This window comes from Megasphaera stantonii (genome assembly GCF_003367905.1).
GTDB classification, from domain to species: Bacteria; Bacillota; Negativicutes; order Veillonellales; family Megasphaeraceae; genus Megasphaera; species Megasphaera stantonii.
In genome coordinates this window covers 257,855-274,209 of sequence record NZ_CP029462.1, presented here as the reverse complement: position 1 = coordinate 274,209, position 16,355 = coordinate 257,855, and the positions used below count along the sequence as shown (strand labels likewise).

11 protein-coding genes and 1 pseudogene are annotated in these 16,355 nt (G+C 50.5%); all 12 read right to left on the bottom strand.

Annotated elements, in window-relative coordinates; translation table 11 throughout:
* Positions 1–3: 3 nt before the first annotated feature.
* Positions 4–804, bottom strand: coding sequence for a hypothetical protein (locus DKB62_RS01255; protein ID WP_107195995.1), 801 nt, complete (start codon positions 802–804; stop codon positions 4–6).
* 240 nt (positions 805–1,044) lie between these two features.
* Positions 1,045–5,460, bottom strand: coding sequence for an S-layer homology domain-containing protein (locus DKB62_RS01250; RefSeq protein ID WP_240320124.1), 4,416 nt, complete (start codon positions 5,458–5,460; stop codon positions 1,045–1,047).
* A 270-nt stretch (positions 5,461–5,730) separates the two neighbouring features.
* Positions 5,731–5,859, bottom strand: a pseudogene (locus DKB62_RS12935) (ESPR domain-containing protein); the annotation flags it as partial.
* Between the two features lie 71 nt (positions 5,860–5,930).
* Complete coding sequence (locus tag DKB62_RS01245; RefSeq protein WP_107195580.1) at positions 5,931–8,480, bottom strand: TraG/VirB4 family ATPase; 2,550 nt, start codon at positions 8,478–8,480, stop codon at positions 5,931–5,933.
* Between the two features lie 42 nt (positions 8,481–8,522).
* Positions 8,523–8,789, bottom strand: a complete 267-nt coding sequence (locus tag DKB62_RS01240) for a VirB3 family type IV secretion system protein (RefSeq protein WP_107195581.1) — start codon at positions 8,787–8,789, stop codon at positions 8,523–8,525.
* 3 nt (positions 8,790–8,792) lie between these two features.
* Positions 8,793–9,194, bottom strand: a complete 402-nt coding sequence (locus DKB62_RS01235) for a TrbC/VirB2 family protein (protein ID WP_107195582.1) — start codon at positions 9,192–9,194, stop codon at positions 8,793–8,795.
* Positions 9,195–9,289: 95 nt separating this feature from the next.
* Positions 9,290–10,288 carry an ATPase, T2SS/T4P/T4SS family gene (locus DKB62_RS01230; protein WP_107195601.1) on the bottom strand — a complete coding sequence of 333 codons (999 nt, stop codon included), beginning with the start codon at positions 10,286–10,288 and terminating at the stop codon, positions 9,290–9,292.
* A gap of 9 nt (positions 10,289–10,297) precedes the next feature.
* The gene (locus tag DKB62_RS01225) at positions 10,298–10,693 is read right to left on the bottom strand and encodes a hypothetical protein (RefSeq protein ID WP_157949655.1); all 396 of its coding nucleotides are present in this window, start codon (positions 10,691–10,693) and stop codon (positions 10,298–10,300) included.
* A complete protein-coding gene (locus DKB62_RS01220) occupies positions 10,593–13,040 on the bottom strand; it encodes a type IV secretory system conjugative DNA transfer family protein (RefSeq protein WP_107195584.1) in 2,448 nt (815 codons plus the stop codon). Before DKB62_RS01220 ends, DKB62_RS01225 begins: the two co-directional genes overlap by 101 nt.
* Positions 13,033–14,394 (bottom strand): TraB/TrbI/VirB10 family type IV secretion system protein, encoded by a 1,362-nt coding sequence (locus DKB62_RS01215; RefSeq protein ID WP_107195585.1) that lies wholly within the window; start codon positions 14,392–14,394, stop codon positions 13,033–13,035. The genes DKB62_RS01220 and DKB62_RS01215 overlap by 8 nt, the downstream gene beginning before the upstream one ends.
* Positions 14,394–15,215: a TrbG/VirB9 family P-type conjugative transfer protein gene (locus DKB62_RS01210; protein ID WP_107195586.1), complete on the bottom strand. Its 822-nt coding sequence runs from the start codon at positions 15,213–15,215 to the stop codon at positions 14,394–14,396. The genes DKB62_RS01215 and DKB62_RS01210 overlap by 1 nt, the downstream gene beginning before the upstream one ends.
* Positions 15,205–15,963, bottom strand: coding sequence for a VirB8 family type IV secretion system protein (locus DKB62_RS01205; protein WP_232818749.1), 759 nt, complete (start codon positions 15,961–15,963; stop codon positions 15,205–15,207). The genes DKB62_RS01210 and DKB62_RS01205 overlap by 11 nt, the downstream gene beginning before the upstream one ends.
* Positions 15,964–16,355 lie beyond the last annotated feature (392 nt).

Genomic DNA, 16,355 nt, shown 5'->3' with positions numbered 1-16,355 from the left:
TCGCTAGAAGAATTTAAGGTTGCCATATGTTTTCCATGGATTGGAAACGGGTGCGTATTCTACAGTGTTACGCTGCATTTCGGCGATAACTTCTTTTTCCGCTTTTCCCTGGGCTTCCTGCATGTCAAGCTGATTTTTCTTTTCCTGGGCTTCCGCTTGCAGTTTTAAAGCTTGCTGCTGCCCCTGCAGCCCTTGAATGGTGATCCGGATCTGTTGGGCACGGGCCTGTAAGGCCGCTATCTGATTCGCTGCCTGCTGGGCCTGCATGGCGCCGGTCGCGTTGGCGCTGTCTTCCATGGCTTGTTCTAGGGCATCGTTGACGTCATCTAATTCCTTCATTAATTGCTGCAAGGATTTGAGTGTCTGTTCGTTGTTATTCATGAGTGTTGCCAGCGTTACGGCCCTGGCGGAACGTGCGGACTGCAAGGTTTGGGGCAGATCGTTGCCGACAATACCAGGGATATGGCTCTGGATATACTGCGTGACATCCACTTGTTCGGCAGCGTCTGCTCTGAGCAGTGTGCCTTCTTCTTTTAGGATACTTGCAATTTTTTCCCGGCCGTTTTCCAATGTCTGCTTATATCCATTGAGAATATGGGAGGGAAGTTTTTCCAGCTCTTTGAGCTGCAGGCTGATTTGTTCCTTTGTATTGGTGACGACTTTTACTGTTTCTTCGTAAGTTTTCAGCTGCTGCAGGATGTTTTGGTCGTCGATAACCGGGATCGCTGCATAGGCAGCTGTGCATATACACATGCTGCCAGCAATAATCCCAATGCGTAAAGCTCGTTTAGACAAGTTTTCCATAGTACAAGCTCCTTTCCTAGACATAGACCGCCGTTGCGGTACATTTTTAGCCGCTGTGCTCCACAGCCGTTAAAAATATATCGCAATAGTCTTTTTGGAAGACTGTATGGCACAAGAAGTTTAAATGAATATGGAGGAGGCCGCCGCATTTGCAGCGGCCTTTCTTCATATCCAAAGATATTTAATGTATTTAATTGTGCCTATTCAGCATGATTTGATACACATAAGCATGAACCGGCACTATTTGTGCTGGCCTTGAAGCGCTTCCAGCTCCGGTGCGTATTCTTTGAGCATTTGAGGATCTACCTGAGCGCCTTTTTGCAAGGCTTTGTACAGCATTTCTGCGATTTCATAGCGCGTCATGGTCTTGTCACCTTTAAAGGTTCCATCAGGATATCCTTCAATGACCCCATTGCCGGCTAGATGATCCACAGCATCCTTCGCCCAGTGATCCTGCGGTACATCCGGCATTTCCTTGACTTTCGTCATGTCGACCATACCGACCAGTGCATACAGCGCTTGTTTCATCGTCTGTACTTCCTGCGCGAGTTTGGCGTTTTGTTCCTGCATTTCTGCAACTTGTTTTGTCAGCTCTGCGCGGGATTTTCCTGCCGTGCCGGGACCGAATTTAATGCTAAGTCCTGCATTCAGCATGTCTTCGTCGCTTCCAACCGTACCGGCCAGACTAAACATCGTATTTTCGTTCGGCCGATAGTAAGCGCCGATTGCTACGGCGTCAGCGCCGCTGTAATGGCCGTAGCCTGCTGCGAAGTCCCACTTATTGAGCGGGTCGTAATCGAGCGGATGGAGGCCTGCCAATGCGGCTGCACCTGCGCCGACTTTGCTAATGCGGCTGTCAAGAGAGCCAAACCGGCTGCTGAGGCTTTGTCCGCCGATAAAGACATCGTTTGCAGCGTACAGATTATTACCGCTTACGTTACCGTTAGCTACTACGCTGCCGCCGACCATAACGTCTTTGCCTACCGCTACGCTGCCATGATATATGCCGTTTCCGAGGACTTCCTGGCTTCCTGCGACATAATGGTTCCCGCCGACTGCAACATCACTGTGCATAAGTACAGGGCCGGTAACTTCCAAGGTTCCGCCAAGAGAGGTGGAGCCGGATACATTAAGCTTGCCGTCAACGTTTGTGTCATGGACGTATGACGTACCATGAACAATGAGGTCTTTGCCGATAGCTTGGCTGCCCTGGATAGCGGAATCGCCTTTGACAAGCTGATTTCCATCAACTTCGGCATTGCCTTTAACAATAAGGTCTTTGCCAACGGCTATGCTGCCCTGAACGGCAGCGTTGCCTTGAACCAGCTGATCGCCGTCGACTGTCTGGTTGCCTTTGACATATCCATCGCCGTTGACGGTAAGGTTTTTATCAATGACCTGGCTGCCCTGAACATGGCTGTTGCCTGCGACAGTTTGGTTGCCGTCGATGGTCTGGCTTCCAGCGATATGGGAATCGCCGATGATTTCCGAACTGCCATAAATCTTTTCTCCGTTATTCGCAGTGAAGTGGCCGTTTACCGTTTGATTTCCGCCAATAGTAGAATTGCCGGATACCGTTTGGTCGCCGTAAATGTCCGCGTTACCGCTGGTTACCAGATTACCGCCGATTGTAGCGTTTCCGGATGCTTGGAAATCGCCGGTGACGGTCTGATTTCCGTTGATTGTGGAATCTCCATTAATAACTTCACCGCCGTTTACGGTCAGCTGCCCGTCCACGGTCTGGCTGCCGCTGATATGGCTGTTACCCGTGACAGACTGATTGCCGGTTACGTAACTATTGCCAGTAATGGTGCTGTCTCCATTGACAACTTGGTTGCCGTTCATTACGGTGTCGCCGCTGATAGTCGCGCCGCCATTGACTGTCAAGTGTCCATCAACGGCCTGATCCCCATTGACTACCTGATTACCATGAACCGTCTGCCATCCATCAATTTCCTGATTTCCGTTAATGTGGCTGTTGCCGCCTACCGAAAGATCTTTATCGACTGTCTGGCTGCCTTGGATGTGGGAATCTCCGACGACATCCTGATTGCCGCCGATGGTCTGGTTCTGATCGACCGTCTGACTGCCTTGGATGTGGGAGTCACCGACAACATCCTGATTGCCGCCGATGGTCTGGTTCTGATCGACCGTCTGGTTGCCCTGAATGTGGGAATCTCCGACGACATCCTGATTACCACCAATCGTCTGATTCTGATCGACCGTCTGGCTGCCCTGGATGTGGGAATCACCGACAACATCCTGATTACCGCCGATGGTCTGATTCTGGTCTACGGTCTGGCTGCCCTGGATATGGGAGTCACCGACGACATCCTGGTTACCGCCAACCGTCTGATTCTGGTCTACGGTCTGGTTCCCTTGGATGTGGGAATCTCCGACGACATCCTGATTGCCGCCGATGGTCTGGTTCTGATCGACCGTCTGGTTGCCTTGGATGTGGGAATCACCAATAATGTCCTGATTGCCGCCGATGGTCTGGTTCTGATCGACCGTCTGACTGCCTTGGATGTGGGAGTCACCGACAACATCCTGATTACCGCCGATGGTCTGATTCTGGTCTACGGTCTGGCTGCCCTGGATATGGGAGTCACCGACGACATCCTGGTTACCGCCAACCGTCTGATTCTGGTCTACGGTCTGGTTCCCTTGGATGTGGGAGTCTCCGACGACATCCTGATTACCGCCGATGGTCTGATTCTGGTCTACGGTCTGGTTGCCTTGGATGTGAGAATCTCCGATGACATCCTGATTACCGCCGATGGTCTGATTCTGATCGACCGTCTGGCTGCCCTGGATGTGGGAATCACCGACAACATCCTGATTACCGCCGATGGTCTGATTCTGGTCTACGGTCTGGCTGCCCTGGATATGGGAGTCTCCGACGACATCCTGGTTACCGCCAACCGTCTGATTCTGGTCTACGGTCTGGTTCCCTTGGATGTGGGAATCACCAACGACATCCTGGTTACCGCCAACCGTCTGATTCTGGTCTACGGTCTGGTTCCCTTGGATGTGGGAATCACCAACGACATCCTGATTACCGCCGATGGTCTGATTCTGATCGACCGTCTGGCTGCCCTGGATGTGGGAATCACCGACAACATCCTGATTACCGCCGATGGTCTGATTCTGGTCTACGGTCTGGCTGCCCTGGATATGGGAGTCACCGACGACATCCTGGTTACCGCCAACCGTCTGATTCTGGTCTACGGTCTGGCTGCCCTGGATGTGAGAATCTCCGATGACATCCTGATTACCGCCGATGGTCTGATTCTGATCGACCGTCTGGCTGCCCTGGATGTGGGAATCACCGACAACATCCTGATTACCGCCGACCGTCTGGTTCTTATCAACAGTCTGGTTGCCTTGGATATGGGAGTCTCCGACGACATCCTGGTTGCCGCCGACTTCTTGATTTCCTTGAATAGACGAATCACCTTCGACATCTTGATCTCCACCGACCGTCTGGTCTTTATCAATGGTTTGGGAACCCCAAATATGACTATCTCCCATGATATTTTCGTTACCATCGACAGTAGAATTTCCATGCGTGGTAGAATTCCCATTCGTTGTTAAATTCCCGTCAATCGTTTCATTTCCATGGATAGTGGAGTTGCCATTAGTAGTGCTATTTCCTTCTACAGTCAAATTGCCACCAATATCTTGATTACCGTCAACGGTCTGATCGCCGCCGACATGGCTGTCACCTGTAACGTCCTGGCTGCCGCCAACATTTTGATCACCGTCGGTCGTGGTGGAGCCGGTGACATGCTGATCGCCGTTGATGGTAGAGTCGCCCGTAACCGTCTGATCGCCCGTGACATCTTGACCACCGGTAACGGTCTGACCGCCAGTTACAGTCTGCGAGCCATCGACAGTCTGATTGCCGCCGACATGGCTGTCACCTGTTACATCCTGGCTGCCACCGACGTTCTGGTCACCGTCGGTCGTGGTGGAGCCGGTGACATGCTGATCGCCGTTGATGGTAGAGTCGCCCGTAACCGTCTGATCGCCCGTGACATCTTGACCACCGGTAACGGTCTGACCGCCAGTTACAGTCTGCGAGCCATCGACAGTCTGATTGCCGCCGACATGGCTGTCACCTGTTACATCCTGGCTGCCACCGACGTTCTGGTCACCGTCGGTCGTGGTGGAGCCGGTGACATGCTGATCGCCGTTGATGGTAGAGTCGCCCGTAACCGTCTGATCGCCCGTGACATCCTGACCACCGGTTACCGTCTGGCCGCCAGTTACAGTTTGCGAGCCGTCGACGGTCTGATTGCCGCCAACGTGGGAATCACCTGTAACATCTTGGTTACCGCCAACGTTCTGGTCACCGTCGGTCGTGGTGGAGCCGGTGACATGCTGATCGCCATTAATCGTAGAGTCACCTGTGACCGTCTGATCGCCCGTAACATCCTGGCCGCCTGTGACAGTCTGGCCACCGGTAACAGTCTGTGAGCCATCAACCGTCTGGTTGCCACTAACACTTTGATCTCCTTCAATCGTTCCAGATGATCCACCACCGTTAAAGAAACTTTGAGCACTATCTGAGATTTTTTCAAGGGTGTACTGTGTTGATGATGTACCACCGCTATCCCCACCGCTTGTATAGGTATAATCATAACGATACAAATATAAGGCTCCACCTTTTAGTGTTGTTCCATTTACTACTTTATCTGTCGGTGTATAGTACAAATAAGAGTGATCATCTTCGGAGGTAGATAATGTTATATAAAATTCTCTAGATAAATCAGGAAGATTATTAATTATATCAGCACGATTTAACGAACTTTGAAATCGATCCCAATGATATTGAGGAATGGAACCTGAATTTTCTGGATTATATACAGCTGCTTGAATAGGCATAACTGTAAAAATATTTGCGAATAAGCTGGCAAGAATTAAACCGCTTAATTGTTTTTTGCTTCGAAATGAATAATGCTTTGATTTTCCCTGCGTTTTAGCAAACTCAGACACGACTACATAACAATTTCTTGCTTTTGAGTAAATAACCTTATAAATCTTATTCATAAACGATATCATCCTTTCTTTGAGATTGGATAAACATTAAGAAGAAAATAAATCTGTGCATATCACCTTCCTTAGTGGGATGGGGAAGGGGATGTGTATCGTTTTTGGTATGCTTGGTATTTTTCCCATTCCTCATCGGCGTTTTTATAACTCAGCCACTCATAGACAAAGTCATCTTGCTTGCCGGCCATAATAATCTGATCCATTTTGATTTGGTCGGTTTTGCTCGTAGCTGTTACAAAAGGGAGTTCAGAGGGCTGCAAGGCCAGGCGGAACAGACGGTTGCCCTTATCCCGGTCGCTATAGTAGTAATCCTGCTTAGGCGTCATCTTGGAGATGATTTCCGTTTGGCGGGTATTGCAGCCGAAAATACGATATAAGTCCTTATTGGCATCGCTCGTCGCGTTGCCATTGGGTAAAAATATCTTGTGTTTGCACTGGTCATTAACCGTATCCATGAGAGCCGGTTTACTGGCAATATCGGACAGCTGCTGCGTTGCAATCCATATGGACGTATATTTTTTTCTCATGTCCTTAAAATATTCTTTGAGTTTGGCCTGGAAGATCGGGTTGTCTAAAAACAGCCAGCATTCGTCTAGGACGATCAGGCTTGGGCCGGAAGCCTTACTGATACGGGTTTCGATTCGGTGAAACAAGTAGTCGAGCGTCGGCGCCACAATGCCCGGAGTTTGCATGAGGGTTTCCATTTCATATACCTGCCAGCTGCCAGTACCGGAAAATTCTTTGTTGTTGTCAAAGAGCTTTCCGTAGCTTCCTTTTGCGGTGAGTGCCTGCAGCGCTTGCCGGATTTCGTGGGATTGCACAAATTCCGTGAATACTGTCAGTGTTCGCTGTTCCTGGGGCATGACGTGAAGGCTTTTTAGGGCGTTCCAAACGTAAATCTCTTCCTGAGGCGTTACCGTGACGTTTTTCTGGACGAGATAGGCCATAATCCATTCTTTGGCCCATTTCATTTCCTTTTCATCGTCAATATGCGCGAGCGGCTGAAAGGATAAGTCCTGCATACCTTCTGCGGCCAAATTATAAAAGTGACCGCCAACGGCATAGGTGAGGGCGCGGCTCGATGCAGCCTTGTCAAAGATAAATACGTTGGAGTTGGCATATTTCTGGAAATGTGCTTCGAGAGTATTTAATAATACGGATTTGCCGGAACCGGATGGCCCGACGATAAGCGTGTGCCCTACGTCTCCGTCGTGGAGGCTGAGCCGGAACGGCGTGTAGCCGCTGGAATCGGTGTAGAGCAGGACAGGCCCCTTTAGGTGTTCGTTATTTTTGTCTCCAGACCACACGGCTGTGGTCGGGGCCATATGACAAAAATTTAAGCTGCTGACGATAGGCCGCCGGATGTTGCACTTGTAGCAGCCGGGCAGGGTCCCGCGCCAGGCTTCGACGGAGTTTTCCGTTTCGATAAATCCTGTGTACCCCAGGCTGTTCAACGTTTCCAACAGGCGATTGGCTTTGTCTGCGCAGGCCTGTTTATCCGTGTCCATGACGATGAGCGTCATGGTGTAATAGCCATAGCTCACGAAGTCTGCGCCGAGTTCGCGCTGGGCTGCCATGGCGTCCTCTTTATTGTCTACAGCTGACTCGTCGATAGCGCCCTGCAGCTCTGTCTGGGTGATGGCTTCCCTGATATAGGTAAAAAAGCCTTTCACCTGCTGTCCCCACAGTTTGACGTAATGGGACAGTTCTTCCATGCCGTCCGTGCGGGACAAGCAGATGAACCGGCTGACCCAGCGGTACTCTATATTGAGGGCGTTCAGTGCGTCAAAGACGCCGGGTGTCGTGACTGGCGGGAAATTTAAAATCGTGATGATTTTCATATGCTTGCTGCCGAGCTGGGGATTGCGGCCGCCGATAAATCCGGCGTCTGTAATGTAGTTTTTAATAAACCGCATGGGATTCGGCTTTACCGCAAACCGCCGGTCAGAGACAAGTGAATGCAGGTAGGTCAAGGTTTCCTGGCAGTTGAGTTGTTCCATGTTGCGGTTAAAAATGAGAGCCAGCATATTGCTGATCTGCATGGCCCGGTCTCGGAACTTGTCGATGTACTCGAAATACAGACGCCCATTCGCTTGAAACTTTGCGGTATTTTTCCTCTTTTCAACAAAGAAATCTAAAAACTTCCGGGCCATGAAGTTTGGCGGCGCCTGATAAACGACGAAATAGTAGTCTGTATCAAAATGGACTTTGCTGGCGTAGTAATCGCGCCGTTCGTCGTCCATCAGCTGCGTGAGGGGCGTCGGCATATCCGACGAGTCATAGTCTGTCGCAAAATGCCGGTGGGCGTCGAAATACAGCACGTATCCGGTCGGCAGGGATTTCATGACATTGTTTAACTGGTAGTTAAACTGCATGAGTTCCGTCTTGGTAGCACTGTCCATATCGGGGCCGCGGAACTTAAAGACCGTGAACAATGCATAATCATGGTTATAAACGAGATTGATGTCGTCTTTCCCGTCCGGATCGATGGCAACCCAGGGTATCAGGCTCTCAAGCTGCGACCGCTGGGTAAAGACCCCATTTTTATTGGTATACGCTGCTTCGTGCTTTTCGAGAGCTTTCTTAGCGGCGGCTGCCTTTTTTGCAAATCCAAACAAGATATCACCTCCTGATGTAGTAATTTGCTATGATTTGATGAGTTAGGGTTCGTAATAACTTTCGTAATCCTTGCCGCGCCAGAACACGTCTAAGAAATATGGATCTTGCGTACCAAGGTACCTAAAGATAAAATGTACGCCGACGGCCAAGACGGGGACGATAAAGGTCTTTAAAATGATGCCTCCCAGGACGCCGATGAGTACCTCAAGCAGCAGAATATTACGGGGGACGCCGCCCCAATACAGGGGCTTTGTAAGACTTCTGTGTAACGGCGCTTCGTAGCCTTCGGGGATTTCTTCTGTTGCCATGGCTTATACCCCGTAAATGGTGGCGCCGCCGGCGCTGTCCGTAATAATTTCTACGAAGTTCGGTGCAAATAAGCAGATGGAGATAGCAAAGACAAGCATGATAAATTTTTGTGTACCCGCTCCACCGTGTCCGGCAAACATGGCGATAGCGGCGGCCGCGATCCCCATGATGCCAAGTGTCGTAGGCAGGGGGCCGGTAAGCTGATCGGCAAGGGAGTTTAAAAACTTTGTCCAAGGCCAGGAATCAACGTCGGCTGTATCGGTAATGCCGACATCGCTGGCAAAGGTAAAGATAGGACTCGTAGAAAGGAATAAAGACAGGCCGGCTACCTTGTACAGATAGCGGCGCTGCATGGCAGCTTTCTGCTTTACAATGAATGCGTGCAGGGTGTTGTTGGTGTGCATTGAGAAAACCTCCTTTAAGAACAAGTTGGATATGATGTAAAAGCATAATTTGTGCTAAAACGATACGTTCTGATACAAATAAGCACGAAATAGCACTATATAGCACTTTTCAGCGCAGTATTATTTGGTACGTGACGGAGAACAAATTCTTGTCTTACGTCGTCATAGGTTTTGACTTCGATAATATCGTTGACGACGCGGCCTTTCTGGCCGCCGCCGAGGTCGGTATGGACGATGCTGATAACGACGTCGATGGCTTCGCCAATCAGGTCATTGATGTCGCCGGCTGCGTCTGGATCTTCCCGGGCCAAACTGCGGATACGGGTAAGGGCAAGTTCGGCAGAGTTGGCATGGACTGTGCAAACGCCGCCTTCATGTCCTGTGTTCCAGGCTTTAAGCATGGTATACGCGGCGCCATCCCGGACTTCGCCGACGATGATTCTATCAGGAGACCTTCGCATGCAGTCTGCCAGCAATCGGGTCATGTTGTATTTGATGCCCTGGCTATTTGTCTCCTGTTTGGTAAACATAGGGGAGTAGTCATCAGCCGGGCACTGCAGCTCCGGCAGGTCTTCGAGTGAGATGATGCGATGGTACGGAGAGATCCGGGCTATGGCTTCCAAGATGGCGTTGAGAAAGGTCGTCTTGCCGGTACCGGTGCCGCCGACGATCAGGATATTCTTGCGGTCGGCAATGGCTTTTTCGATATAGTCCTTGTAATAGGGACTGAGGGTGCCGTTTGCGACGTATTCAGCAAGAGTAAAAATCCTGTCGGCCTTTTTACGGATGTTGAACTGGGGATTGCGGACAATCGGAGGGATCTCGCCCTGGAACCGGGCCCCGTATCCCCGGATTTCGGTAGAAATACTGGGAATGTCTTCGTTGACGACTTTACCTACCTGACCGGCAAGTATTTCGATAATAGCCTGGATCTTGTCGGATGACAGGTATATGTTCGTTTTAACCTTTCCCTCTTTGTAGGACTGATACCGGATATAGCCGTCGTCGTTGACATAGATTTCGGTAATGTCTTTGCGTTCCATCAGCTCTGATATCCCATTGCCCCACAAGGATTGCAGAGAGCTGTTGATCATATCTGCCAATTAGCCCATCTCCTCGTAGTACAATGTCGGGCTGTCCGCTGGAGGATTTGCCGGTTCGGAGGCTTCTGCCGGTACGCATTGCGGCGCGGGCTGTACCGATTGCCGGGCTTCCTGGAACGCCAGATAGCGGTCTGTGTATTTATTGATGGCGGCAGTCCTTACAGATTCATCGGTAGAATCCATCATGTCTTTTGCTTCCAGAGCGATGCCGATAATAAGCGGTGTGTTATCCAGCGGTAAGCCCGTTTCCCGGAGCAGCCGGATCAAGACCGCATATTTTTCTTCCTCGATTTGCTTACTGATGTCCCTCAGCTCGCTGCTGGTCGCTTTGATGGATTCCCGGAGTTTTGCTTCCTGTTTCCGCCGCCGTTCGTTCAGCAGTTCCTGTTTCCTCATGAGCTGTTGGAGTTTGACATGAGAGACCATAGGTTTCACCTTCTTTCTCTTGGATTAGTCCGTATGTTTCTTTGAGCTTCTGGCGGCGCTGTGCAAGACGCTCTTCCCGTCGCGGGTTGGCATTGATGGTCTCGGCTCTGCCGCCGGTACGGAGCACGTCGCTGACGTAGGGAGCGTCCGCCAGTTTGCGGGTAAAGAAATCCTGCTCGTAGTAACGGATTTTTTGCGTTAAAATGGGCGGGTTATTCTGGGCAAAAATGATTTCGTTGTCACCCAGGCGCCGCGTTTCTTCGGCCGTCATAAGGGGACGGGAAATCTCGCTCCGTGAAATGTTTTTCCTAAACCATTGCCCCGTATCGGAAATGGATTCGGCAATGATGGTCTGGTTGCCGAGATTTTTTTCCAAGTACGCGGCCGTTTTGTCTTCGTTTGGGGAAAAGAAGATCTGAAGGCTAGTGTTCATAGGGATCTCGTTATCCTTTCCGTATGTTTTAAATAGCTGATCCAGGCCTTGCATGACGAGAAAACCTTTCATTCCGAACCCCGCCGTAAACGCAAAAGCTGAGACAAAACGCTTGAGGTTGCCCAGGCTGTTAAATTCATCCATCAGGAGCAGGCATTTATGCAGGTATGCCGGTTTGGCAGCCCTGCCGTTTTTGTACTCCGCAATTTCCTTCGTGTGGCGTCCTACCATCAGTTCAAAAAAGAGCCGGAAAATAGGGGACATACGCAGGAGGTCGCTTGGAGGAGTAATAAGGTACAGTGATACGGGTCTGGGATGTTTCATCAGATCGTCGATGCAGAAATCGCTGCACCGTGTATTCATCGTAAGCACCGGGTCCAAATACTCTTTGAGGGCTGTATTGGCCGTGGAAATGATACTGCCCAGCTCGTTGTCCGGTTTTTTTGCAATTTCGATAAACCCGCGGTTGATGATAGGATGGGTGTACGGCGCTTCTGAGGGACCAATAAAATCGTCCGGGTACATGTGGTGCAGGTCGTCCGGCGTAAAGTGCCGGGTGACGTAAGCTTGCTGTTTCATATCCCATTCCTCGATGTCGATGCCTTCTCTCGGCACATGCTCATAGTTTTGAAGCGCCTGTATGGCCGTGACAAAATCCTGCACGCTGTATTCTGCATCGTCGATGGTGCCGTCTTCAAGTACCGTAGGAGCGGCCGCTGCTTTGAGGAAACTGGCAACGGTGTACAGGTTCGGTGGATTGGGGTAATGGAGCTTATCTGTGCAGTGGGCATACTTTAAGTGGAGGATGACTATAGAGATAACGTTGGCGGCGTTGGCAATCCAGTGGTCGGCATTTTCTTTGCCTTCGTAATTTGCGATGACATTTGCGATGTTCTGGGCTGTCGATACTTCTTCAGGCGTGCCGATCCGGATCTCGTCCAGCGGGTTCCAGCGGGCGCTGGAACCGTCTGCGCAGGTTGGCTCGAATTTAATGACTTTCTGGCCCATTCTTTTCCGGTATCCTGCTGTGATCCCCCAGTTTTCCGATTTGATGTCGTTGACGATGACCGATTCTTTCCAGCCTCCTAGTAAGGTTGGGACGATAACGCCGACGCCTTTCCCGGATCGGGTTGGGGCGACGAGTAAAACGTGCCGGCTTTGGTTATCCCTCAAGTAAAAGTGCGGGAGTTTGGTATAAATCCCAAAGGCTGCATCATACAAGCGTTTCCAAAGGTACGCCGACGAACATTTTTTCGGCTTATATGCTGGCGGGTTTTCCAGCCAATTACGGTGTTTTTCTATTTCCTTTTCCAAGGCCACAGACGGTTTGCTTCCTGGGGCTGCCATGTCTTTTTGAAAGGTGAGCTTAGCCAGGGACTGTGCGTGACGGGCCCGTTCTTTTTCAAGCTGCTTGTCAAAGGTCATTTCACCGTAGCTCTCGGACTCGTTTTTCTTGTTTTCCAGGTATCGGAGCAAGGCCGTAGCATTCCGGATTAGGCTGTTGTCGTAGAGGCCTACGACAACGCCGGAGCCGGAAATGAGGCCCATTTTTACCAGGTCTTTGTATGCGCCCCAATGAGCGCTGCCGTGACTGGTAAGCTGCTTTTGCGGGCGAAAGATAACGAGTAGGACGAAGGACAAAATCAAGCCGCCGATGGGATACAGCATGACGTCTTTAAAAAGACCGGGAACATAGGCACGGTACATGCCGTACCACGTAAGCAATTTCCATGGCGCATACAGCGTTGTTGTGCCAAACTGCAGCAACGGAGTTCCGAGAAACTGCGTATCATACTGAATCAACTGTGCAAATTTCTGCGTCCCCATCCAGCTGCCGCCGACGGCAGGCAGAAAGCAGAAGAAAAAGAGTGCAATTCTACTCACTGTACTCACCAATCAATAAATCTTGATTGATAAAAATGTTAAATTGATAGCCAGGAGAAATGGTGATTGTCGGCGCAATATTGGCGTCACGGTCGATGAGGTCGCTGGCCGTTTCCATGACTTCGGCTACGGCGCCGGCCACGGCTTCCTGGCCCGGACTTCGGTTGTCATCGCCGCTGGTATTGCCTGTCGCCGACTGGGCGGCGGCGCCGAGAAGGGCCGTCATAAATGCGGTCTTAAATAGGGTGGACGAGTGGGTGGTATATTTGTCAATCAGCCCCGGCGTACCTGTACCGTCTATGGCTTTCTGATCGGGGAGTTCCAGACTGGAACCATCAGGCAAAATGATGCGTTCAAAAACGACGCCGATTCGCTTGTTGCCGCGTGCTCCGGCCTGACCATACGTACCAATGATTTTACTGCCCTGGGGGATTAACAGATGCGTGCCCGTCAGGCTGTCATAAATGTTCTGACGTACCAGGGCCACGACGTCGCCGCCTGGCATGTCGCTGGATACGCCGGTCTGCAGTGTGGCCGGGATAACGGAGCCAGCCTGCAGGGCATACTGGCCGTTCGATTCATCCCCGGCGTCGTAAAATAAATTTTCGTTTGGCTGCGGTTCCGCGGCCTGTACAGTAGCGGTACCGGCGACGGCATTGGTCACCGCCGCGGCAACTTTAAATGCGATAGAGCTGTTCATGGCTTCTTCTTCGGCTTTCTGTGCTTCGGCGGCTGCCCGCTGGGCGGCTTTCTGTTCGGCCGAAATACTTGGCTGACGGGCAGCTGCTACAGACGGAGCCGACGAGGAAGATGAACTGCTGGCTGCACGGCTGCGCCGTACGGCAACGGGCTGGCTTTCCGTTGGCGCCGCATGGGATTTTGCAGCTGCATTCCCTCCCTTGGATTCTTTTCCTTTTGGTTTTTGATTGTTCTGATATTTGGCGATGTCGCTGTACTTGCTGGGCAAGTCTTTGTTGCCTGCCCGGGCCGATACGGTAGTTTCCTGCGGCTGCTGCTGTTTCGATGCATCCGGCGTATCCGGTACCAGCGTGGTATAGGCCATAGAGGCCGCGGCGATAAAGGCCACGATGCCGCCGGCTGTCAGGATATGTTTTTTGCGCAGCCGATCGGCACGGCTTCCTTCGTCTTCTTCATCGTCCGGTATATAGAGCTCTCCGTCTGCCGGATTCTGGGGACGGGCGCCAGTAGGTATATCTTGTTTGCCATTAGGATAGTCCTGCTGATAAAACGACGTTTCATAGTCCGTGTTCCAGTCGCTTTCTTCCGAACTCGTTTTCCTAAAGCGTTTTTTTAGGTTTTCTAGTAAATCTGAGATGAAATATTTTATATCCATCAGTTTTCTGCACCTCCGTACAGCACGTCAGACGGCAGGATGTCCAGGTATGTTTTCGGGGTATAGCAAAGGCGGGCTTTGCGGAACACCCTGTCGGCGATGATATATCCGTTTTTGATGCGATAGTTTACGAGGGTCATTTTGTTCTCGTAATCGACGTTGTATAACACCGGTAAATCGTATTTATTGGACTGAGGCATGAGGATGTATGTCCTCGTACCGTCGTCAAAAATTTCGGCAGGATACAATGTCTTTTCCAATTTTCCGTGCTTTTTGACCTTGTATTTTCGGTTCAGCTTTTTTAAGGCATAGGCGCCGTCTTTCTTTTCCATATAGATGTCATAGAATAGCTTTTCTTCTTTGCTCTTCCATGGCAGAGGACGCGCCATCATTTTTTGGAAAGCTTCGTCCGGGAAAGAGAACTCCACGATCGGCGTATAGTTGGATGTCACGGATACGAGATACAGGCGGTACGTGCGCTGGTTGGTGTTGATGATCATATTTGTAGAGATACCTTTTGCCAACGGCTTGATATAGATATGGGATGTCGAGCCGACGGAAGACTGGTCGATAAGCCAGCGCTTAGTATCGCCGGCGCCAAGGTACGTAATGGTCTCGCCCGGTTTTAAAGCTATATCTGTGACATAACCCATTTGCACGTTGACACGGAACAAACTGTCCGGCTTATACTCGTATACCACTTTGGCGGCCGAACAGCTGCCGTCGCTGGTATCGTATGTAGACTTGGCTTCGTCAGCGGCAAAAGCTGTGGATATACAGCAGGTCAGTGCAACCAGGAGGGCGGTTTGTTTAAGTTTCATTGCTGGTTCCTCCCTGCAGTGCTGGTGTCGGCGCTTTAGATGTCGATTCTATGGACATGGTGAGATCCTTGATTTTCAATCCAAGCGGATTAATCAGGAGCTCGGCTTCTTTGGTCGGCGGATCGACAGTTACGGCAAACAGCGCAACGTAGTTATTAATCCGATGCGTCGAGGAACCGGAGAGGGAATACTCTTCTTCAGACCAACGCACCTGATACGTTCCCTTGGAGCCGGGCTGCAGCTGGATACTGCGGATCGTAGGCTGCACGGTCATTTTGCCCAGCTTTGCCCGCGGATCGTCGTTTTTCAGCATATCTGCCAGCTTGTTGGCTGACTGTGTGGTGAGATAGTGGGCGGCCCGGTCTACGTTATTTTTGTATTGGACCGGATCGAGAGGGACCGTCCGGGTATCGGCGACGAAGTTCGTGAGGAAATATTTGATTTCGGCTTCCCGTGGGGAGTAGTTTGTGGCTTTCAGCTCTCCGCCGGTTTCTACCTGACCGGTGGCGTTATCTACGCGGACGACATACGTCTTGTAGTTATACGTGGTGGCAATAAGGACAGTAACGATGACACAGATGCCAATAATGACAATACAGGCTTTCATAAGCCAAAATGCCGTATCGCGCTGTTGTTTGAAATTTAGAAGATCGTCGCTGTAGGGTTTCATCGGCCCTTTTTCAAAGATGTCAGCGGCGTTTCCGTCCGGCGGGGCACTGTGGTCCGGGCGGCGTCGGAGTGGGTTCATATATAAGCCTCCTTTTCATAGGTTTTATTGATTCGTTGTGTTAAAAATATCATGAAAATACTACAAAGTAAATAGCAATAAATGCTTATAAATAGCTTGAATAAGCTGTTTTATTACAGATGCTAATAAAATATTTTGGAAATCTAGTAATAAAAAATAGTACAAAAATGAGAGCGGAAATGGTATAATAACAAGCAGAGGAAATCTTTAAAAACAAGGGGATGCGCATTTACGCAAATGTCCCTGACATTTAGCTATGCGCTTTCCGGCAAGCGGAAAGAACACGCTGTGCGGGACGCCTGCGGCGTAGGCCAAGTTTGGCCTGAAAAACAGAAATATAAAATTTTTTAAAAAATTTTTGGTAAAACCAGGGTAGGAAAACATGGCGCTTT

Excerpts from the sequence above, each read along its gene's own strand:
- DKB62_RS01255 (WP_107195995.1), bottom strand. The coding sequence starts at position 804 with ATGGAAAACTTGTCTAAACGAGCTTTACGCATTGGGATTATTGCTGGC.
- DKB62_RS01240 (WP_107195581.1), bottom strand. The coding sequence starts at position 8,789 with ATGGCAACAGAAGAAATCCCCGAAGGCTACGAAGCGCCGTTACACAGA.
- DKB62_RS01235 (WP_107195582.1), bottom strand. The coding sequence starts at position 9,194 with ATGCACACCAACAACACCCTGCACGCATTCATTGTAAAGCAGAAAGCT.
- DKB62_RS01230 (WP_107195601.1), bottom strand. The coding sequence starts at position 10,288 with ATGATCAACAGCTCTCTGCAATCCTTGTGGGGCAATGGGATATCAGAG.
- DKB62_RS01225 (WP_157949655.1), bottom strand. The coding sequence starts at position 10,693 with ATGAGGAAACAGGAACTGCTGAACGAACGGCGGCGGAAACAGGAAGCA.
- DKB62_RS01215 (WP_107195585.1), bottom strand. The coding sequence starts at position 14,394 with ATGGATATAAAATATTTCATCTCAGATTTACTAGAAAACCTAAAAAAA.
- DKB62_RS01210 (WP_107195586.1), bottom strand. The coding sequence starts at position 15,215 with ATGAAACTTAAACAAACCGCCCTCCTGGTTGCACTGACCTGCTGTATA.
- DKB62_RS01205 (WP_232818749.1), bottom strand. The coding sequence starts at position 15,963 with ATGAACCCACTCCGACGCCGCCCGGACCACAGTGCCCCGCCGGACGGA.